This is a genomic window from Microcoleus sp. B4-D4 (genome assembly GCF_036705185.1).
Taxonomy (GTDB): domain Bacteria; phylum Cyanobacteriota; class Cyanobacteriia; order Cyanobacteriales; family Microcoleaceae; genus Microcoleus.
This window is the reverse complement of record NZ_JAUBTX010000022.1, coordinates 71,656-91,710: the sequence shown is the minus strand read 5'-3', so window position 1 is coordinate 91,710 and position 20,055 is coordinate 71,656. Positions and strand designations below refer to the sequence as shown.

General features: G+C 44.8%; 23 protein-coding genes. 13 read left to right on the top strand and 10 right to left on the bottom strand.

From position 1 onward, the window contains the following. From QUB13_RS30500 to QUB13_RS17410, 3 genes are all read right to left on the bottom strand, one after another. On the bottom strand, positions 1 to 1,832 hold a 1,832-nt coding region (locus tag QUB13_RS30500), incomplete at its 3' end, for an ATP-binding cassette domain-containing protein (RefSeq protein ID WP_442922177.1). 252 nt (positions 1,833 to 2,084) lie between these two features. Further along, on the bottom strand, positions 2,085 to 2,732 hold the full coding sequence (locus QUB13_RS17415; protein ID WP_333382852.1) for a Uma2 family endonuclease: 648 nt from the start codon (positions 2,730 to 2,732) through the stop codon (positions 2,085 to 2,087). Positions 2,733 to 2,792: 60 nt separating this feature from the next. Then, the gene (locus QUB13_RS17410) at positions 2,793 to 4,439 is read right to left on the bottom strand and encodes a trypsin-like peptidase domain-containing protein (protein WP_333382849.1); all 1,647 of its coding nucleotides are present in this window, start codon (positions 4,437 to 4,439) and stop codon (positions 2,793 to 2,795) included. A gap of 196 nt (positions 4,440 to 4,635) precedes the next feature. Between QUB13_RS17410 and QUB13_RS17405 the strand changes: the two genes are divergently transcribed. Next, positions 4,636 to 4,908 (top strand): DUF4160 domain-containing protein, encoded by a 273-nt coding sequence (locus QUB13_RS17405; RefSeq protein ID WP_333093292.1) that lies wholly within the window; start codon positions 4,636 to 4,638, stop codon positions 4,906 to 4,908. Then, entirely contained in the window at positions 4,898 to 5,350 is a 453-nt protein-coding gene (locus tag QUB13_RS17400) for a DUF2442 domain-containing protein (protein ID WP_106334455.1), read from the top strand. The genes QUB13_RS17405 and QUB13_RS17400 overlap by 11 nt, the downstream gene beginning before the upstream one ends. 77 nt (positions 5,351 to 5,427) lie before the next feature. On the opposite strand, the gene QUB13_RS17395 is transcribed toward QUB13_RS17400, so the two are convergent. Beyond that, complete coding sequence (locus QUB13_RS17395; protein WP_333382847.1) at positions 5,428 to 6,126, bottom strand: pirin family protein; 699 nt, start codon at positions 6,124 to 6,126, stop codon at positions 5,428 to 5,430. 223 nt (positions 6,127 to 6,349) lie between these two features. On the opposite strand from QUB13_RS17395, the gene QUB13_RS17390 reads away from it, so the two are divergent. Both QUB13_RS17390 and QUB13_RS17385 read left to right on the top strand, forming a co-directional pair. Beyond that, positions 6,350 to 6,682: a winged helix-turn-helix transcriptional regulator gene (locus QUB13_RS17390; RefSeq protein ID WP_333382845.1), complete on the top strand. Its 333-nt coding sequence runs from the start codon at positions 6,350 to 6,352 to the stop codon at positions 6,680 to 6,682. A gap of 262 nt (positions 6,683 to 6,944) precedes the next feature. Further along, positions 6,945 to 7,343 carry a DUF4112 domain-containing protein gene (locus tag QUB13_RS17385; protein WP_194009387.1) on the top strand — a complete coding sequence of 133 codons (399 nt, stop codon included), beginning with the start codon at positions 6,945 to 6,947 and terminating at the stop codon, positions 7,341 to 7,343. A 632-nt stretch (positions 7,344 to 7,975) separates the two neighbouring features. Here the strand turns inward: QUB13_RS17385 and QUB13_RS17380 are convergent. Beyond that, positions 7,976 to 9,001: a threonine aldolase family protein gene (locus QUB13_RS17380; RefSeq protein WP_333382843.1), complete on the bottom strand. Its 1,026-nt coding sequence runs from the start codon at positions 8,999 to 9,001 to the stop codon at positions 7,976 to 7,978. A gap of 71 nt (positions 9,002 to 9,072) precedes the next feature. Between QUB13_RS17380 and QUB13_RS17375 the strand changes: the two genes are divergently transcribed. The 5 genes from QUB13_RS17375 (at position 9,073) to QUB13_RS17355 (ending at position 13,417) form a co-directional block, all read left to right on the top strand. Beyond that, complete coding sequence (locus QUB13_RS17375) at positions 9,073 to 9,285, top strand: DUF2997 domain-containing protein (RefSeq protein WP_194009389.1); 213 nt, start codon at positions 9,073 to 9,075, stop codon at positions 9,283 to 9,285. Positions 9,286 to 9,296: 11 nt separating this feature from the next. Next, positions 9,297 to 10,079 carry an XRE family transcriptional regulator gene (locus QUB13_RS17370; RefSeq protein WP_333382840.1) on the top strand — a complete coding sequence of 261 codons (783 nt, stop codon included), beginning with the start codon at positions 9,297 to 9,299 and terminating at the stop codon, positions 10,077 to 10,079. A gap of 20 nt (positions 10,080 to 10,099) precedes the next feature. Next, positions 10,100 to 11,698 (top strand): Hsp70 family protein, encoded by a 1,599-nt coding sequence (locus QUB13_RS17365; protein ID WP_333382838.1) that lies wholly within the window; start codon positions 10,100 to 10,102, stop codon positions 11,696 to 11,698. 106 nt (positions 11,699 to 11,804) lie between these two features. Further along, complete coding sequence (locus QUB13_RS17360) at positions 11,805 to 12,659, top strand: HIT family protein (protein WP_333382836.1); 855 nt, start codon at positions 11,805 to 11,807, stop codon at positions 12,657 to 12,659. Positions 12,660 to 12,847: 188 nt separating this feature from the next. Beyond that, complete coding sequence (locus tag QUB13_RS17355; RefSeq protein WP_194009393.1) at positions 12,848 to 13,417, top strand: hypothetical protein; 570 nt, start codon at positions 12,848 to 12,850, stop codon at positions 13,415 to 13,417. A gap of 110 nt (positions 13,418 to 13,527) precedes the next feature. Here the strand turns inward: QUB13_RS17355 and QUB13_RS17350 are convergent, their stop codons facing one another. Beyond that, complete coding sequence (locus QUB13_RS17350; protein ID WP_333382833.1) at positions 13,528 to 13,650, bottom strand: hypothetical protein; 123 nt, start codon at positions 13,648 to 13,650, stop codon at positions 13,528 to 13,530. Between the two features lie 52 nt (positions 13,651 to 13,702). Here QUB13_RS17350 and ilvA point away from each other — a divergent pair, with 52 nt between their 5' ends. The 3 genes from ilvA to QUB13_RS17335 all read left to right on the top strand — a co-directional run bounded on the left by ilvA (position 13,703) and on the right by QUB13_RS17335 (position 15,952). Further along, on the top strand, positions 13,703 to 15,214 hold the full coding sequence (ilvA, locus tag QUB13_RS17345) for a threonine ammonia-lyase, biosynthetic (RefSeq protein WP_333382831.1): 1,512 nt from the start codon (positions 13,703 to 13,705) through the stop codon (positions 15,212 to 15,214). 97 nt (positions 15,215 to 15,311) lie between these two features. Next, a complete protein-coding gene (locus tag QUB13_RS17340) occupies positions 15,312 to 15,560 on the top strand; it encodes a hypothetical protein (RefSeq protein ID WP_228042304.1) in 249 nt (82 codons plus the stop codon). Then, a complete protein-coding gene (locus tag QUB13_RS17335; RefSeq protein ID WP_333382828.1) occupies positions 15,557 to 15,952 on the top strand; it encodes a type II toxin-antitoxin system VapC family toxin in 396 nt (131 codons plus the stop codon). Before QUB13_RS17340 ends, QUB13_RS17335 begins: the two co-directional genes overlap by 4 nt. Positions 15,953 to 16,119: 167 nt before the next feature. On the opposite strand, the gene QUB13_RS17330 is transcribed toward QUB13_RS17335, so the two are convergent. From QUB13_RS17330 to QUB13_RS17320, 3 genes are all read right to left on the bottom strand, one after another. Then, entirely contained in the window at positions 16,120 to 16,437 is a 318-nt protein-coding gene (locus QUB13_RS17330) for a hypothetical protein (protein ID WP_333117872.1), read from the bottom strand. A gap of 5 nt (positions 16,438 to 16,442) precedes the next feature. Further along, positions 16,443 to 16,658 (bottom strand): hypothetical protein, encoded by a 216-nt coding sequence (locus QUB13_RS17325; RefSeq protein ID WP_333093309.1) that lies wholly within the window; start codon positions 16,656 to 16,658, stop codon positions 16,443 to 16,445. Positions 16,659 to 16,720: 62 nt separating this feature from the next. Then, positions 16,721 to 16,870 (bottom strand): hypothetical protein, encoded by a 150-nt coding sequence (locus QUB13_RS17320; protein ID WP_333382826.1) that lies wholly within the window; start codon positions 16,868 to 16,870, stop codon positions 16,721 to 16,723. A 787-nt stretch (positions 16,871 to 17,657) separates the two neighbouring features. On the opposite strand from QUB13_RS17320, the gene QUB13_RS17315 reads away from it, so the two are divergent. Then, positions 17,658 to 18,119: a DUF2127 domain-containing protein gene (locus QUB13_RS17315; RefSeq protein WP_333382824.1), complete on the top strand. Its 462-nt coding sequence runs from the start codon at positions 17,658 to 17,660 to the stop codon at positions 18,117 to 18,119. A 342-nt stretch (positions 18,120 to 18,461) separates the two neighbouring features. Here QUB13_RS17315 and QUB13_RS17310 read toward each other — a convergent pair whose 3' ends face one another. Then, a complete protein-coding gene (locus QUB13_RS17310; protein WP_333382822.1) occupies positions 18,462 to 19,943 on the bottom strand; it encodes a SulP family inorganic anion transporter in 1,482 nt (493 codons plus the stop codon). Positions 19,944 to 20,055: the final 112 nt, after the last annotated feature.

Here is a 20,055-nt window from a genome sequence, read left to right as displayed (position 1 = left end):
TGTGCGATCGACTCTACGATTTCGACAATTGCCAGATTTTCGACAATCGGTTCTGGTTCGGGATGTGCGATCGACTCTACGATTTCGACAATTGCCAGATTTTCGACAATCGGTTCTGGTTCGGGATGTGCGATCGACTCGACAGTCGGTTCTGGTTGAGAAAGCTCGATCGACTCGACAATCGGTTCTGGTTGAGAAAGCTCGATCGACTCGACAATCGGTTCTGGTTGAGAAAGCTCGATCGACTCTTCTGTTTCTACAACTTCTAGATTTTCGCCAACTGGTGCTGGTGCAGAAGGCTCTATCGGGAGTATCTCACTTTTGTGAAAAATATTTTTCACAAAAGTGAGCATCCTGCTTGCTAGTTTAGATGTCTGTAGCGAGTCAGATGCTGGGGCTCCTGTGACACCCAAACTGAGATGCTTCCCTTTTATCGACTCTGTTGTTTCGAGAATCGGTTCTGGTTCGGGATGTGCGATCGACTCTACTGTTTCGACAACTGGCTGGGATTCAGGCGGAGAAAGCTCGATCGACTCTGTTGTTTCGACAACTGGCTGGGATTCAGGCGGAGAAAGCTCGATCGACTCTACTGTTTCGACAACTGGCGGGGATTCAGGCTGAGAAAGCTCGATCGACTCTACTGTTTCGACAACTGGCTGGGATTCAGGCTGAGGATGTGTGATCGACTCTACTGTTTCTACAGGTTCGGATGCTGAATGAGAATCATAGATCGACTCTAGCCTATCTGAAACTGGCAGATTTTCCACAATTGGTTGCGGTTCCGATTGATGAACATCGGCGATCGAGTCTTGAATTTCTGTCGCTTGCAGATTTCTATCGACCTCCGGTTCGCTGTGAACAAGAGTTTCTTCCGGTTTATTTTGGGCTGCTGTCAGCCTTAAGAACACATCTTCGAGAGTAGCCTGATTGCGGCGCATCTCGCAGAGTCCGAATCCAGAGGCGATAATAGCTGTGGCAATTTCTCGTCCGGGTTCTATGTCCGATTCGCACAAGGCCCGCAGGTGGTAACGACCTGCTACAAATTGCTGCTTGCGGATTAATTCGACCGATCGAACTCCCTGCACATTTTCCAAAGAAGGCAACAGCAGACTGTTCAACAAATCCGCCTCACCTTCAACTTCCACTTCGTAACCTTCTCCGGTGGCCAACTCTCCCATCAAATTTTCGGGAGTACCCGCAGCGACGATTTTACCGCGATTGATGATGGTGACGCGGTTGCAAGTCATGCTGACTTCCGGCAGAATGTGGGTGGAAAGGATGATTGTGTGCTGGCCGCCGAGGCTTTTGATGAGATTGCGGACTTCGATGATTTGGCGGGGGTCTAGGCCGACGGTTGGTTCGTCTAAGATAATCACTGGCGGGTCGTGGACGATCGCCTGGGCGATACCGACACGTTGCCGAAATCCTTTAGAAAGTTTGCGGATTAAAACTTTGCGTTTATCAACCAGGCCGCAGCGCTCGATCGCGGATGTGACTCGTTGCGCGCGATCGCCCGCCGGTACTTGCTTAATCCTCGCCACAAAAAACAGAAACCCTTCCACAGTCATTTCTGGATAAAGCGGCGGGTTTTCCGGCAGATAGCCGATGCGCTGTCTGACTTCCATCGAGTTTTCGTGTACGTCGAGGCCGGCGATGCGGGCAGTACCGCTGGATGCGGGCAAATATCCCGACAAAATCCGCATGGTTGTGGTTTTTCCTGCGCCGTTGGGCCCCAAAAAACCGAGAATTTCTCCTGATTCGACCGAGAAGGACACGTCCGCGATCGCTGCGGTCGAACCGTAATCCTTGCTTAAGTGTTCTACTTCAATCATTTTTCCGAAGCCAGTCGATTTTAGATTTTAGATTTTAGATGTGACTCAACCGCTTGTGCGCTGTGCGTCTTAGCACGCGAACAGTGGGGGTCGATCGAATTTATGGCGCAAATTTTAATTTGATTTTGTCTTTTAGTGTAGTCCGACCGTAACCAAATCTATCATAAGTGGCGATCGTACCAGAGAAACGCACGACGAGTTTAGGGCTGCCGTTGTCTCTGTCCAGCTAAGGCTGAGATTGCTTTTGCAAATTTATGGTTGCTGAAATTGAGTTAACAGCCAATTTCCTACTTGTGCTTGATCTTGAGTGCGACTCCGCCGCAAAGCCTCTTCCAACAAAGCAATAGTTAATCCCGGCAAAACTTCCGATCGCACAATCCGCCGACTGCCATTATCAGCAATAATAGCAAAGGCAATAATTTCGGATTTTTGCACGTCTAGTACCCAATATTCAGCGACTTTTAGCTCTTCGTAAAGCAACCGTTTTTCACCAATATCATCAGCCAAAGTAGAGTCAGCAACTTCTATGACTAAATCTGGCGGTGGGGTAACGTCAAGACTTGCGATCGAAGTTCCCCTCGGTGCTAATTGCGCTCTTTCTCCGATATAGTATGATACATCCGGTTGACACTCTCGCACTCCTGTTTTCCTGTAGCTACAGTTATCCAATCCGTTAAGAGAGATACCTTTGATAGTACAAAATAGGTTAATTGCGAAAAGTGCGATCGCATTATCTCGTGAATGATCTGGCCCTACAGACATAGTTTCAATCCTCATTTGTCCGTTGCGGTAGTAGCATTTGGCTTTTTTGTAAGCTGGGTTATCTGCAATCGCGATGAATTCTTCCCATGTTGCTGCTACCCAGATATCTGTAGGTAATTGAGTTGTTACTGTACTCATTTTTCACCTTTTGATAAGACAGTTTTATTGACTATTATCTTAACACATTCGATCGCCCGCTCAATTCCCCCTTTTCCAAATCTTAATTTCCCCCAACCAACCCGCACTCACAATCGTCTTAGCATCTGCACTAATTCCCACAGCAGTAACATAGCCCGAATGTCCGCTCAAATTACCTTTCAATTCGCCCGATCGCACATCCCACAATTTCACGCTCTTATCCCAACTCCCACTAACCAGTATACTCCCATCCCGACTGATTGCCAACGACCAAACCCCATCAGTATGCCCGCTTAAGCGCCGAATTAACTGCCCGTTTCCGACAGTCCAAAACCCAATTGTCCCGTTACTGTTTCCCGCAGCCAAAGTTTTCGCGTCGGGAGTAAAAGCTAGGGACAAAACAGATAAATTTTTGCCAGCAATCGTGCGAATTGCTTGACCTGTCGCTAAATTCCACAACCTAATTGAACCGTCTTTACCGCCACTCGCTAAAATTTTGCTGTCCGGGCTAATCGCTACAGCATTCACCAGTCCAGAATGCCCGGTTAAAGTCCGCAGCAATTCCCCAGTTTTGGCATTCCAAATCTTCACAGTTTTATCCCAACTGCCACTCGCGACAAACAAGCCGTCGGGACTGAGGGCAACGCTGGAAACAGCACCGGAATGCCCGCTCAAAGTGCGTACAACCGCGCCTGTTTCTAAATTCCAAATTTTTACAGTTTTGTCGTCGCTGCCGCTAGCTAACACTTTTCCGTCCGCACTAGCTGCGAGTGAATTTACGGCTTCTGTGTGTCCTTGCAGGGTAGTTTTTAATTGCCCGTCGGAAAAATTCCAAACTGAGATTGTGCCGTTGCTATTTCCTGTAGTAAAATAAGCTGAAGATAGGGCAAGGGAACTCACAACTTCCGAAGATCCTTTGAGGCTATTTGTGGCGACAAAGGCGATCGCGCTTCCAGGCTTCCGAGGCGCATTATTAACAGGAGTTTTCGGGTTTCCGGCTGTGGGAGATTGGGGAACTACCGGCAGCGAAACAGCCGATCGCCATTTCATGAAAGTATTGATTTCTATCCCCGCCGCCACGATTTTATCCGAATTTTCTTCTAGCCTGACAATGCCGTTAATTGCCACAACTCGCCCCGCATCGTCGAGTACGGGCCCGCCGCTCATCCCCGCTCTCACTAAGTTATTGTATACCAAAGTATAACCGTTCCAGGGAGTCTGGCGGCCGGTAAGCTGACCTTCGGTGGCGATGAAAATCGGCTGTCTCAGGGAACCGCCGGATGCAGGCCAGCCGGCTACATAGGCTTTGTTTCCCTTGGTTGCTGCGGAATTGGCTAATTGAGCGAGGCGGTAGGTTTGAGGGCTGCTGAAGGGCACTACGGCTAAGTCCATCCCCGGCACTCGCCGCACGAGGCTGTAGTATACAGAGTGAGCTACACCGTCGGGTGTTACAACTTCGTAATCCCCTGCTTTATCGACAACGTGCCAGTTTGTGAGGATATAGTATGTGCTACCTTGTTTCTCTAAAATTACTCCTGAACCGCCTTTTGGCCCTTGGATGCGGACGGTAATTTGTTTGGCGACGGTTTTTACTGCGTCGGCGGTTAAGGCTAGGGCGATTTGAGGTGATGTGAGTGGAATTAGGGCGATCGAGCTTAGGGCGATCGTAGCACTCAAAATAGCCGGAATTGTTCTGCTGTAGTTCATGATTGTGTCAATTTAACATACCCACCTATCAACGGACGGATAACTTTTCCGGTTTGTGGCGCGTTGACGGTTGAGGATGGAAGAGTGTTTTGGGCGATCTAATTCTGTAGGGTGCGTCACTTGACAAAACCCAACGCTTGGGTTATTATGGTCATATATAAAAAGTAAAAATAAAAATAAAAAATAATAAAAATTTATGCCCAAAGTTCTTGAAGACCTTCAGAACAATTTATTTGTATACATCTATACTAACGATCACACTCCTGCTCATGTCCACATCTTTAAAGGTAGAAAAAATGATGCTAACCAGATGGAAATCAAGATTAATATTGGCAGTGAAGAAGCACCTCCTACTTTAGTTTATGCTCACGAGCTAATAAAGAAGAAAGACATCGTAAATGCACTTAAACTTATAGCGATCAATCAAGAAATGCTGTTAAGCAAATGGAAAGAAATACATGGCATTTAAAAATTGGGATCTAGAATTAACAGAAGAAAATCTTCTAGAGCAAATAGCCAAAGCCAAAGAAGCATGGAAACAAGCCGAGGCGACAGAACCTCGCGCCGAATCTGTGCATTATAATCAGTCTGAAGATTTAATTACGATAAAACTGAAAAACGGTGCTATTTTTGCTTTTCCTCCACAACTAGCACAAGGCTTAGAAAATGCTTCACCAGAACAACTTGCTGATGTTTGGCTACCTCCTTCTGGTAGCAGCGTACACTGGGAAAGTTTAGATGTTGATTTTGGAATTCCCGAACTTATCGCAGGTATTTTTGGCACAAAATCTTGGATGGCTGAATTAGGTAGGAAGGGAGGAAAGGCAACTTCAACCTCTAAATCAGCAGCAGCAAGGCAAAATGGCAAAAAAGGCGGGCGACCTAAAAAGAATATTTCCGTTAATTCTTGAAATCAATTTTTAGCTGTCAGATGTCATCGACTAAAATCCCCGAATTCTCCAAAATTTTGGGGATTTTGCCTTAAATATCATGCCAAATCAAAGAGCAAAAATTCCGCATCTTCCGCCGCTTCAATCACCAACTCAGCCTCATCGCTAACCGCCGCACCGTCACCTTTTCCTAAACTCAAACCGTTGAGCAAAACAGCACCGCGAGCAACTTGCAGCCAAGCATGGCGATTTGGCTGCAAAGTATGAGAAACCCGCGAATTTTTATCCAAAACTGCCGCATACAAATCGACATCTTGATGCACTTTCACCGCACCATCTCTCGCATCGCGCGCCGCCACAAGCCGCAGTTGTCCGCGCCTTTCGGCTAGGGGAAATTCCCGTTGTTCGTAACTCGGTTGCAAGTCATTGGTATCTGGCAACAGCCAAATTTGTAGCAAATGAACAGGCTCTGTTTGCGAGTGATTGAACTCGCTGTGCTGGATGCCCGTACCTGCACTCATCCGCTGCACTTCACCGGGTTTGATTGCTGCACCGGTACCTAAACTGTCTTTGTGTTCTAATGCTCCTTCCAGTACATAGGTAATGATTTCCATGTCCCTGTGCCCGTGAGTGCCGAAACCTTGGCCCGGGCTAACTACATCCTCATTAATTACCCGCAACGAGCGAAAATTCATATAATTGCGATCGTAATAGTTGGCAAAAGAAAATGTGTGGTAACTGTCGAGCCAACCGTGATTAGCGTGTCCTCTTGCTTCACTTTTTCTAACGGTAATCATTTTCTGCATCCTCCTTCGATTTTAGATTTTAGATTTTAGATTGAAGAATTGGGAATGACTGAGGTCGCTCGTGGTTTGGAGTACGGGCCTACAGTTCCATTTTTTTGGGGAACTCGTATCAGTGAAATTTATCGGGTGTTTCCGAGATATTTCTACTTTAAACCGAGTCAAGCTATTATGGAAAGTACGCACTTAAAAGTGCGATACTTACCAAAAAGATACTATGCAAGTCAAAGAAGGAAGTATTGAGAGAGCAAATTGCCCGGTAGAAAGAACTTTAGAGGTGATTGGCGGGCGGTGGAAAGTCTTAATTCTGCGGGAACTGTTTGGAGGAGTGAAGCGTTTTAACGAGCTGCAACGGGCTGTCAACGGCATTACGCAGAAAATGCTGACGCAGCAATTGCGGGAGATGGAGTCAGACGGGATTGTGCACCGGGAAATTTACCTGCAAGTTCCGCCGAAAGTTGAATATTCGCTTACACCTTTGGGCGCAAGCCTCAAACCGATTATTGATACGATGCACGAATGGGGAATTAAGCATATTAACTATAGTTAAGTGCGATCGTATCTGCTTACTTCCTAATTCCATACCCCAATTATATCGTGTCCGATCAAATAACCGTTATCAAGTTTGTAGTAAGGAAATTAGTCATCTAAGTTTGAAAAGAACTAAAGTCCTCACTACTAACCTGTTTGATTCTAGTCCTTCCTGGCTATGTAGGGATGAATCCGACTGGTTTAGTCTGTTTTGTCAGGGTAATGGTTTTTTCCGTCTTCCGACTGATGTCGCTTTTTGTAGTTAGCCTAAAAATAATAATATGAACAAAATAGAGCGTCTCGCTACCCTCAACCGCATCCGCAAACTCAGCCGCCTGATGGATACCGCCATTGGCATCCCCGGCACTAAATTTCGCATTGGTTTAGACCCCCTTATCGGTTTAGTTCCGGGTGCTGGGGATCTCGTAGATACCGCGTTTTCCGCATACCTAATTTATTTAGCCACTCAATTCAAAATCCCGCCCAAAACCCTCGGAAAAATGATTTACAATATCAGTTTAGAGGCCGTCGTGGGTTCAGTACCTTTAATCGGAGATATATTCGATGCTTTTTATAAATCCAACATGAGAAATTTGGCGCTTTTAGAAGCACATATCGAAGTAGAGGAACCGGAATTAGTTGCGGTTGCAGAACCTCTTCCTAAATCGATTAAATTGTAGGGGCGAGTTCACGAATCATCTCTAACTCTCACCAACAATATCAAAAATCTGCCTCCCACCAAACGATAAATTTAAACCTAAAATGTTCCCATCAAACCGTAGTTCAAGATATTAGTTGTAGGGTGCATCAGTAGAAGTCGAGAGGCTTGTTTTAAATTGCAGGAACTGACGCACTCCCTAGCTTTCAGATGCGTGATATCGTTTCCGGTTGCATCGGAATGATTTAACCACAGAGAACACAGAGAACACAGAGAGGTCAGAGAGAAATGAATAATTCCGATGCTAACGGAATTGATATGATATAGCCTTTCAAGCTCTCATATGAGGTACTATCCGGGATAGGGCATAGGGCTATCCTCACTTTTGTGATAACCGCTATATCAAATCCTCTCTATTCACTGTTAACATCATAAAGAATGCAACCGGAATTGGTATCAGTTCTTGAACTCTCAATTATTTCTTAAAAACTAACTCTAGCTGAAAGACCCTAATAACTACTAATCTGTTTGTACTCTTTGAGATTATTGGTTGACCCGCCTCCTACCGAATTGTCAAAATCTGTCAAATCGGATTTACCGAAATATTTATTATTATAAAAAACCTCAATTAACCCTGAATTACCAAACTATAATTTATGCAGAATAGCGTTTAATAGCTTTCACTAAAGCAATAATATCTTCTTCTTTAGTATTAAAAGCCGTTACCAGTCTAACAGTACATTTATCCCACCGATAAAACAGAAAACCCTCAGCTAAAACTGCTGTAATTACTGATTCGGGAATCTGCATAAAAATTTCGTTGGCTTCCACGGGATGGCAAAACTTGACTTTCTCAACTCCCGCCAAATCTGCGGCTAATTTAGCAGCCATTTTATTAGCATGAGCCGCATTTTTTAGCCACAGATTATCGGTTATGTATGCTTCTAACTGCGCCGACAAAAATCGCATTTTGGAAAACAAATGCCCGCTGCGCTTGCGGTAAAAAGGAAAAGTTTCTGCCAATTTTTTAGTGAAAAATACTACTGCTTCGGCAGCCATTGCTCCGTTTTTGGTCGCTCCAAATGATAGGATATCCACGCCGGCGCGCCAAGTAATATCTGCAGGAGAACAACCCAAACTGGCAACAGCGTTAGCAAAGCGAGCACCATCCATGTGCAGGTGCAAATTGTGGCTGCGAACAATCTCGGAAATGCGGGCAATTTCCGCTGGATGGTAGACAGTGCCTGCTTCTGTGGCTTGTGTGATACTGACGGCGGCGGGCTGTACGTGGTGGACGATACCTGCACCAGCGCGATCGACTATTTCACCTAAAGTCTCTGCCTCTATTTTAGCATGATTTCCTGTTAGTGTTACTAACTTTGCACCGCCCGTAAAAAACTCCGGCGCGCCGCATTCATCCAGATTAATATGAGATTGGGCGTGACAGTAAACAGCGCCGTAGGTCGGAGTCATCACCGCCAGGGCTAGAGCATTAGCAGCGGAACCGGTTGCTACGGGAAAAACTGTCACCGATGTCTCGAACAAATCGGAAAATTTAACTTGCAAACGTTCTGTATATTCATCGTCTCCGTAAGACATCACTGCACCGCAATTCGCCGCTGCAATCGCGGTCATAATTTCCTGCGAAACCCCGGTGGCATTGTCGCTACAAAAATTCATTTGAATAATTGGTAAACAGCATCTATAATATAACTCAACAGTCAAAATTTAAGTATTAAAGCAAGAGAACTATGGCAGAGTACCGCCAAATAGAATACCGCATCGGCAAAGACGGTAAAATTACCGAAACCGTCCTCAACGCCACGGGTGCAAGCTGTACTGAAACCACCGCCGGAATTGAAAAAGCTCTGGGAAAAGTAGAATCTCAAGAGTTGCTACCAGAATACTATCAAGGCGAAGAAAATTCGATCGCCGAACAAACGCAGACGTTAAAACAAGTTTAGAAAAATTAACTATGTTTTATTTCCTGGGCGTAACAATTGAGACAACAACAGTCCCTGCCTTTAGTATGGCGCTAGCTGTGGGGGGCATTTTTCTAATTTTAGTTTACCTTTATGCTGCATCGGAGGCGGGAGATGCGATCGAGTTTAAGTACGATACAATTCTGCGGGAACGCATGAATCAGCTAGAGATTCTCGATTGGCAAGACTTGGGCGAGAAAGCCGGCTTAAGTCGCTTCGGGGTGCGCTTAGTGCGACAGGGAGACGTGGGAAAACTCACGCTAGACCAACTGAGGCGGCTGGCAACAGTGCTGAATTTGAATTTCCCAGAATTCGATCGCACTCTTAGCGCGCTGCCCGTATCGGCGACAATCACCACTAATCCCAACGAAATTGAAGAATTGAGACAGCAGTGTTTCCGGCTGCGAGAAGAATTGCAGCAGCAAAAAAGTCAACTAACTGCCGATTTTCGCCGCGCCACCTTTGAACAGTTGCAAACTTTGTTAATTACCTATCCCGCCGCCCGCAAAATGGCAGAAGCCAAGCCGAATATGCGCGCAAAAAATCTCTCCGCTTTGTTTACGCCCTTAGAAAATCTCTTGTCGAGTTGGGATTTTGAAACCATTGGTTCAGCTTGGGAACAAGTGACTTACAATCCGCAGTTGCACCAGCCGGATGTTAAAGATATAACAGAAGGAGAATTAGTTTATATTCGGTTTGTCGGCTATCGGAATGGAGAGCAAATTCTTACTCCTGCTAAAGTTAGCCGTACCCTGCCAGCGGCTATACAAACTTAAATTTAAAATCTAAAATTTACATGGTTGCAATCGCAATTGACTTCGGGACTAGCAACACGGTTGTTTGCATTCTCAACCCGGACACCCAAACACCGGAAACTTTGAGATTAGGCGAAATGTCCCGCATTTTCAAAACGAAGCATTCGAGCGGAGATATCCGAGAAATACCTGTAGTCCCGACTTTGGTGTTTGTGAAAAATGCCGGAGAGTTGGTATTGGGAGAAAAAGTGCGGTCTCAGCGTTTGGAAAAATCGCAACCAGAGCGTTTTTTCAAAGCTTTTAAACGCGATTTGGCCGCCGATTTTCAGCCGCCATCCCGCAATATAGATGGCAAAAACTACACGCCTGAATCAGTGGCAAAACAATTTATAATAAGTATCTGGAAACAGTTATTTGAGCAAAATATACATCCAGATAAATTAATTTTTACAGTCCCAGTCGGAGCATTTGAGCGATATCTGGATTGGTTTCGCGACTTAGCAGAATTTCTCGGAGTTGCGGAAGTTCAGCTAATCGATGAATCTACAGCAGCCGCCCTGGGATATGCAGTTAAACGTCCCGGTTCTCTAGTTTTAGTGATCGATTTTGGCGGCGGAACTTTAGACTTAAGTTTGGTTCGGACTGCCCCTCATTTTTCAGTAAAAGATAGCCAATTTCAAAGCTCAAATTTAATGCGGGCCGAAGTCGTAGCAAAATCATATGCTTATGTTGGCGGCGAAGATATTGATATCTGGATTGTCGAAGATTATTTGCAGCAAATTGGTTCGTCGCGGGCCGAAGTTGGCGGGGTTGGTTGGCAAAATTTATTAGAAATAGCCGAAAAGTTAAAAATTCAACTTTCTCAAGTTAATGAAGCGAAGGAAAGTTGGTTTGATGATGAAAATTTTATATCTTACGACTTGGTGCTAAACCGAGAAAAGCTTGCAGAGATTTTGGAATTTCGGCAGTTGTTAGAACAGTTTCGAGAAGCTTTAGATGAAGTGCTGAGTATTGCCCAGGGAAAAGGTATCGGCAAAGCAGATATCGAACAGGTTTTGCTCGTAGGAGGAACTTCTCTAATTCCGGCTGTGTCTAACTTAGTCATTTCCTATTTTGGACGACAAAAAGTTAAAATTGATCGGCCTTTTGAAGCTGTGGCGCACGGTGCTTTAGCGCTGACACAGTTAGTGAGTGTTGACGATTATTTGCGCCACAGCTATGCCATTCGTCTCTGGGAACCTTATGCTAAAGTTTATAGTTATTGGTCGATTTTTAGCAAGGAAATGAAGTATCCTTGTCAAAGTTCTGAAGAGTTGATGCTGCAAGTGGCGATTGAAGGACAAAGGGAGATTCGGTTAGATATTGGGGAAGTTGCGGAGGTGTCGCAAGCGGAGGTTATTTTTAATGAAAAAGGGCAAATGACTAGCAGTTTGCTCAACAAACACACGGATTTTCGCTCTTTGGAAAGCCACCATCAGGAGGTTTGTGTGGCGCATTTGAATCCGCCTGGGGTGTTGGGAATTGATAGGGTTTCGGTGAGTTTTGAGGTGGATGAAAGGCGGGTTTTGTTGGCGACGGTGCGGGATTTGGTGACTGGTGAGGTGTTGGTGGCTAAAGGGGCGATCGCCAAACTGCAATAATGATACAATTTTTAGATAGGATTTGGCGATTCAAATCGCTTCTTGTCAAACTTTCGTCCCCCGGCGCGGACTGAATAATATCGATTTAAATCAAATTTATTTCGTGATGAAAAAGCAACAAAATAAATTCAGCCACCTGACGGCAATTGAAAGAATTTACTTGTCATTTCCGGCAAAAGTTTTATTGGATAAAAACTTGCTGCAAGGGAAAGTCTTAGACTTTGGGTGCGGCTTCGGCAGCGATGTTAAATTGTTGCAGCAAAAAGGCTTTGATATTGCGGGTTATGACCCTTATTATTTCCCGGATTTTCCAAAACACAAATTCGATATTATCTTTTGCTTTTATGTTTTGAATGTTTTATTTCCCGAAGATCAAGCTAATGTGTTGATGGAAGTGTCGCATTTGTTGAAACCGGGAGGCAAAGCTTATTTTGCAGTGAGAAGGGATCTCAAAAAAGAAGGCTTTCGAGAACATTACGTGCACAAAAAACCTACCTATCAGTGTATTGTCAAACTTCCGTTTAAGTCAATTCACCTAGATGAGTCTTGCGAAATTTACGAATACGTACATTACAACCATCAAAGAAATTCAACTAATCACTGCGTATTCTGCAATCCCTACAAAAATCTAACTTTACTAACTGAATCGGCAACAGCTTATGCAATGTTTGACGGTTATCCGGCCAGCCAAGGTCATGTTTTAATTATCCCCAAGCGCCATATTGCTAATTATTTTGAGTTGCCTTTTCGAGAACAATCTGCTTGCTGGTTTATGGCGAATAAGGTGCAAGAGATGTTAATAAAAGAGTTTCAGCCTGACGGTTTTAATGTGGGTATCAATATTAATAAAGATGCGGGGCAAAGTCGCAGTCACGCTGCTATTCATGTGATTCCGCGCTACAGGGGCGATGCGGGGAAGAAAGGCGGGATTAGGTATGTGATTCCCAAGAGTGAAAAATAAAAGTTAGCCAATTGTGAAATGGATTTTTTTTTACCGCAGAGGCGCAGAGAACACAGAGGAATAGAGAAGAGAGCAATTCATAATTTTTGTAAGGATTGTTAAAATTGAGCAAAGGGCGAGCAAAATAGGGTTAAAATATGTTTGCCAAGTCTCAAACTACAGATTAGCAGTAATTTGGTGTTCTGTTTATGTCTAAACGCAAAAAGCAAGAATGGCTCAAGGAAACTCTAGAGCTTAAAGAAAACCACAATTGGACGTCAAAGCCGGGAACTCGCATTTTTGTAGCAGGAAGAGGTGCTGTTCGGTTTGATGTCCCCGAAGATTGGCATTTTGAACCTGATACTAAGTCCTTCCGATTTACGGATAAGAAACCGCCGGATGATGATTGTCGTTTGGAGGTTTCGTTTAATTTGTTACCTCCTGGCAATTGGGGAGAATTTCCTCTTGTGCCGCTATTACAGAAGATTGTTGAAGATGATACCAGAAATCCGATCGCTTTTGGGGAAATTATTCAATTGAAGCGGCAAACTGCCCGCATTGTGTGGACTGAATTTAAGTTTATTGACCCTCCCGAACAGCGGGAAGCTTATTCGCGAATCTGTATTGGATTGGGTTCTAATGTTCAGTGTTTGATTACTTTTGATTATTGGGTTGATGATGCGGAACGTTTGACTCCTGTCTGGGATACGGTGATGGATTCGTTAGTTTTGGGCTTGTTTATTAGTGACCCTCGAACGGGTTTCGCACGGCCTGATTAGGTTTTGGCAAATGGCAAGTGTCAGCACTAGGTATCATCTGGATCGTCGCCTCGCGATCGCTCTCTTTGTTCTGCTTTTAGGGGCGATCGCACTTCCGGTACATCAAGCTTTTAATTGGCAATCAAATTATTAGTCAAGTAAATCGGTTCTCCCGATCGCCCGTTAGCGAAGCCCGCCCCTACGGGGGCTACGCCAACGAAAAGGATCGCCAATTCCCCGCAAAATGCTAACATAAATGCCCTACAATTATCCCACCATCCGGCATTAACCCACCTGCTAACCCCCATGCTTTGCGATTACCTAGTACAAATCCTCACCGCCCGCGTCTACGATGTTGCTCAAGAAACACCCCTAGAAATAGCCCCCAATTTATCAGAGCGGCTCAACAATAAACTGCTGCTGAAACGAGAGGATATGCAGTCTGTGTTTTCCTTCAAGCTGCGGGGCGCGTACAACAAAATGGCGCAACTGTCGCCGGATTTGCTAGCACAAGGTGTCATTGCAGCTTCCGCCGGCAACCACGCCCAAGGAGTCGCTCTCGCCGCCCGCCACTTGGGAACTCGCGCGATTATCGTGATGCCTGTAACAACGCCACAGGTGAAGGTAAATGCGGTGATAGCGCGGGGTGGAGAGGTGGTTCTGCAGGGGGATACCTACGATGATGCTTACGCTTTTGCGCGCCAATTAGAGGCGGAAAAAAACTTAACTTTTATTCACCCTTTTGACGATCCGCACGTAATTGCGGGACAGGGTACGATCGGCATGGAAATTCTGCGGCAACATCAAAAACCCATTCACGCAATTTTTGTGGCCATTGGCGGCGGTGGATTGATTTCGGGAATTGGGGCATATATCAAGCGGTTGCGGCCGGAAATTAAGATTATTGGCGTTGAACCTGTGGATTCCGACGCGATGAATCAATCGCTAAAAGCTGGTAAACGGGTGCGTTTGTCGCAGGTGGGTTTATTTGCTGACGGTGTTGCTGTGCGGGAAGTTGGGGAGGAAACTTTTCGGCTTTGTCAGCAGTATGTGGATGAGATTATTTTGGTGGGTACGGATGATATTTGCGCGGCGATTAAGGATGTTTTTGAAGATACGCGATCGATCTTAGAACCTGCAGGCGCATTGGCGATCGCAGGTGCGAAAGCTTACGTGGAACGGGAACAAGTCGCAGGAGAAACATTAATTGCTGTTGCTTGCGGCGCGAACATGAATTTCGATCGCCTGCGTTTTGTAGCAGAAAGGGCAGAGTTTGGCGAACAGCGGGAAGCGATTTTTGCAGTAACAATTCCCGAACAGCCGGGAAGTCTCCGCAGGTTTTGCGAATGTTTGGGAAAGCGCAATTTGACTGAATTTAGTTATCGAATTGCGGATGAAAAAGCAGCACACATTTTTATTGGGTTGCAAATTCTAGACCGTGCTGATGCGATTAAAATAGCTGCAACTTTTGAAAATTGCGGTTTCAAAACTTTGGATTTAACTGATGATGAATTAACAAAATTGCACTTGCGGCACATGGTGGGCGGCCGTTCTTTCCTGGCAAAACATGAACTGTTTTACCGCTTTGAATTTCCCGAACGTCCGGGTGCGTTGATGCAGTTTGTGGGTTCGATGAGTCCTAATTGGAATATCAGCGTTTTTCACTATCGGAATAATGGGGCTGATTACGGGCGAATTGTGGTGGGGATACAGGTGCCACCGGATGAGATGCAGGAATGGCAGGCTTTTTTGGATACGCTGGGCTATCAGTATGGGGATGAGAGTCAGAATCCGGCTTATAAGCTGTTTTTGGCGTAGGTTTTTGGGGTGGGTTTGGAGGAAAGGGCGATCGCCCAAAACTATCGCATCTCCAATTACAATGGGTAAAGAAGTCTAGCAAGGAGAATGCCAGATTATGACTGTCCGGGAAGAACTAATTAGCGAGATTGAGCAAGCCTCAGATGATGTACTTGAGGTGCTATTGAGTTTTTTGCGTCAGAGGCGTTTGTCGAACTCGGAGGTTTTTTTGCCGATCGAGTCTGCTGAGATTTCGAGTGCTGGATTGACGGTACAAAAGCATTATCCTCTGCGCGGGATGCCACTGGTTATTGCTGATGATTTTGATGAGCCGATGTCGGATTTATGGGATGCGCTGGGTACATGATTTTACTTGATACGCATATTTGGCTTTGGCTGCTGCATGAGCCCAGTCATTTGTCTGTGGCAGCAAAGCGTGCAATTGAGGCTGAGGAAATCAAAAGCGGTTTACTGGTTTCTGCGATTTCAGTTTGGGAAATTGCCGTGAAATCGAGTCTGGGGAAGCTGACTTTGCCGTTACCGATCGCACAGTGGTACGAACAAGCTAGAACTCATTCGAGTATAGTGATTGAGCCGTTGAATCCGCTGGATGCGATTGGCAGTACGCAGCTTCTAGGGGAGTTTCACAAAGATCCTGCCGATCGCATTTTGGTAGCGATGGCGCGGCGCTATGATATTCCTTTGGTTACGTGCGATGAGAAGATTCTGAGCTATCCTCACGTTGAAACGATTTGGTAGTTGCGGGCGATCGCACTTTTTTCCGGTAAGGGCGATCGATCTGTAGCTGCACACCACATCGCAAATAAATTATAGTGGACATTAACGCTTCAGCTCAATATCGAACTCAAGCCGAGAACGATAAAAGTGAACGTCAAATTCTAAGAAAAAATTTGTCTGTCCCAGAATCAATGATACGCTGTCACTTTTGCCCAAGCAAATACTAATCTTACCGGAGCAAACTCCCCTATTTCAGCCATGAAAAATACTGGCATCGCTGGTTGATTACCAATGTTACCAGCAAGTCGAATAATGGCTTTACTGTCATCCCAAACTAAGCCAAGCTGAGTTCCTATTTGGTAAGGCAATACATTCACGGTTGCACCGCTATCTACTAACCCAACAACTTCGACTCCCTGGTTATTGTGGTGCAGAATCAAGGGAATGCGGGGTAGGCTATCAAACTCATCTTGAGAGGGGTCATTGGTAGAGTATTGGAATCGCATAATACTCAGTTTTCCTTGTGGTTAGCCCGGTTCATTGCCTGCATTAAAGCTGCACCCGCACCAAAATTATCGTATGGGGTTGGCAGGTAGTAAATTTTGTAAGGTTCCAAAGGAAAAGTATCCTCACTGATATCTTCTTCCGCCATTAGAATGCGGATTAACTCTCGTTTGTCGATCGCAGACAGTTGTCTGATGGTAGGGAGTAATTCTGTTAGTGTCATCGGTTGTTTTCCTACGATGCGTCTATGTTAACGCTAGCAGGTCAACGTAGTAATTGCAACTTCTAGGGGAGATACACAAAGATCGCGCGATCGCTCCTAAAATGCGATCGCGCGGCGGTACAATATTCCTGACGTTGAAACGATGAAACGATTTGGTAGTTGCGGGCGATCGCACTTTTTTCCGGTAAGGGCGATCGATCTTCGCACACCACAATCTATTCGAGTTTTATCCCACCTTTAACGATCGCCTTCCCGACGTCAGGGCGAACTCATCTAAATTTAATATTAACAAAATCTGGTATATTGGAGAATAATTATTGAATACCTACAAAACATTTAATCAGAGTTCGCCCTGTATGAAACTCAAACCTAAAATCTCCATTGCCGACCATTTTATGATTTATAATATCCAAGAATTTAGCGGACGAAATATCATCAATTAATTGATATAGCGGTTCTCACAAAAGTGAGGTATGCCCTATCCCCTATGCCCTATCCCGGATAGTACCTCATATGAGAGCTTGAAAGGCTATATTATTAAGAACTCAATTTGTGCAGTGATTTGCCGTGCTGATACATGGGTAGATATCAAAAGTTACGGGCGAACCCAACACGAATGGTTAAAGAAAATTTTTGAATTGCCGATAAGATGCGTTCCCCTTGGATGAGTTCGTAGACCGGACATGATATTATCTGCGTTCGTCAGTGTTAATCTGCTTAAAATCTGCAGCTAACCCATCAATCAAATATTTATCCAACTCAAGCCTAATTTAGAACTTACGAAAAAAACGGTTGCTGGGAAACTTATTGCTCTTGCGAGAGATAGTTGATCAAAAAGCAGATTTTTTGCCCTCGCTAGGGTTTATAAGTGTAATTGACTAACTGATTTATGGCGCACCCTGCGGAATTTTGATAGGTTAAATCAGTTAAATATCGTAGAATGTTTGTGGATGAACTTCTTCCTGCACAAGCAGAACACAAATTATTGATATTTCAAAAATGTACGTAAAAAAACAGCGTCCTCCTGCTTTAATGGCAATTATCGTTTACAAAACTTTTGTCGCCGCTTTCTTGATATTAACTTCAATAGCTTTGCTTTTTGCCCTAAAAAACCATCAATTTTTGGAGGATTTCTCGGAATCTTATTTATTAGAAACCAATTTGAAGATAGTTGAAATTTTTCTAGATAAAATTCTTCTTGTCAAATCTAAAACTTTACTTTTTAGTGGACTGGCTGCCGGAGTTTATGCAATTTTAACGGTGTTTGAAGTGGTGGGATTGTGGTACGAAAAAGATTGGGGAACAATCTTAGTATTAGTGCTGGTAGGAATCAGTATTCCGCCAGAAATATATGAGTTATCTCAGGGCTTCACCGTACTTAAATTATCGGTATTTCTCGGAAATTTAGCCGTGCTGTGGTATCTGCTGCACCATTTGCCGCAGCATGGCAAAAAAGATTAAACTTGAGTTGCACTCAATTTTAATGATTGAATGATCTGCGTCCATCAGTGTTGATCCACTTAAAATCTGCGGTTAACAGTTCGATCGAATATTTATGCAACTCAAGTCTATTAAAGTGGACTCGATTGAGAAGACACTCACTGGATGCGATCGATTCCAGCATCTGCAATAGTAGGCTCATGTCTGGCTCTGTGACATAAGTAGGTCGGCGGGATTAAACTGAACTATGTAATTGTATGTAAACAGCGTCTCCTAGTCATGCTTTCTTGGTATTTTGATACTTGACTATCGTTTGTTTACATAGTTGCATTTGACAGCGCCGACCTATTTAAGCGATTGATTTTAATGTCCTGACATTTCTTTCACCGCATCGGGGCTGTTGTGTATTGCCAATCGATCGATCAATGTGGCACTTGCTTCATTCAACCCAATCAGATCAACCTCTGCACCATTACGGCGGAATTTAATCACTACTCGATCGATCGCCACAACTGCCCCTTGATCCCATAGGTGAGCGTGCCTAAGATCGAGCGTGACGCGATCGACCACTTCTTGGAAATCAAACGCCTCTAAAAAATCATGTACCGACACAAAGAAAATTTGCCCAGCGACGTTATAAGTGCGATGGCTGCCATCAGCACTGAGCGTTTTATCCACAAACACCAACTTAGCAATCTTGCGAGAAAAGAACACCGTACTCATCACAATTCCCGCGATCACGCCAAGGGCTAAGTTATGAGTTAACACCGTGATCAAAACAGTTGTAATCATCACGGCGGTTTCACTCCGAGGCGTGCGGGAAATATTCTTAATTGATGCCCAGCTAAATGTCCCGATCGACACCATAATCATCACAGCAACCAAGACGGCCATCGGCATTTGCTTGACCCAAGTTCCCAAGACAAGAATGAAAAATAGCAGAAAAACACCCGCAACAAAGGTTGAGAGTCTTCCCCGTCCGCCAGACTGAATATTAATCACCGATTGCCCAATCATGGCGCACCCTGCCATCCCGCCAAAGAACCCAGTGATGATATTGGCAATGCCTTGACCCTTAGCTTCCTGGTTTTTATCGCTTGGTGTGTCAGTGAGTTCATCCAGCAGTGAAGCCGTCAGCAGTGATTCCAACAAACCGACGATCGCCAGTGTCAAGGCGTAGGGAAAGATAATCTCCAAGGTTTCCAGATTTAATGGCACTTTTGGTAGAGCAAAAAAGGGCAAAGCACTGGGCAATTCCCCCATATCGCCCACAGTGGGAACCTTGAGTTTAAGGGCGATCGCAGCAACAGTCATCACCACAATTGCCACCAATGACGAAGGCACCGCTTTCGTAAAGCGAGGCAAGATATAGATAATTGCCAGGGAGAGCGCTGTAATCACATATACCGTCACAGGTACGTTAGTTAATTGCGGCAACTGCGCCATGAAAATCAAAATCGCTAGGGCATTGACAAATCCAACCATTACTGCACGGGGCACGTACTTCATCTGTCGCCCCAATTTCAGTACCCCAAACAGAATTTGCAACACTCCAGTCAAAAGAGTAGCTGCTAACAAATACTCCAAGCCGTGATCCTTCACCAACTGGATCATTAACAATGCCATTGCACCTGTGGCTGCTGAAATTAAGCCCGGTCGTCCACCGAAGATTGCCGTCGTCATGGCAATGATAAATGAGGCATACAGTCCTATTTTGGGATCGACACCAGCAATAATTGAAAAGGCGATCGCCTCTGGAATTAGTGCCAAAGCGACCACTGTTCCTGCCAAAATATCAGCTCTCACATTTGAGAACCATTCCCGTTTTAGGACTTGAATATTCAAAAGTTTCTCCTTGATTAGCGATCAACCGAAAAAATAGATAGATCCACGCTCACGGCCTGTGAACGTTACCTACTAGCAAATATTGGATTGTGTTGAAATACTTTCTGAAAAA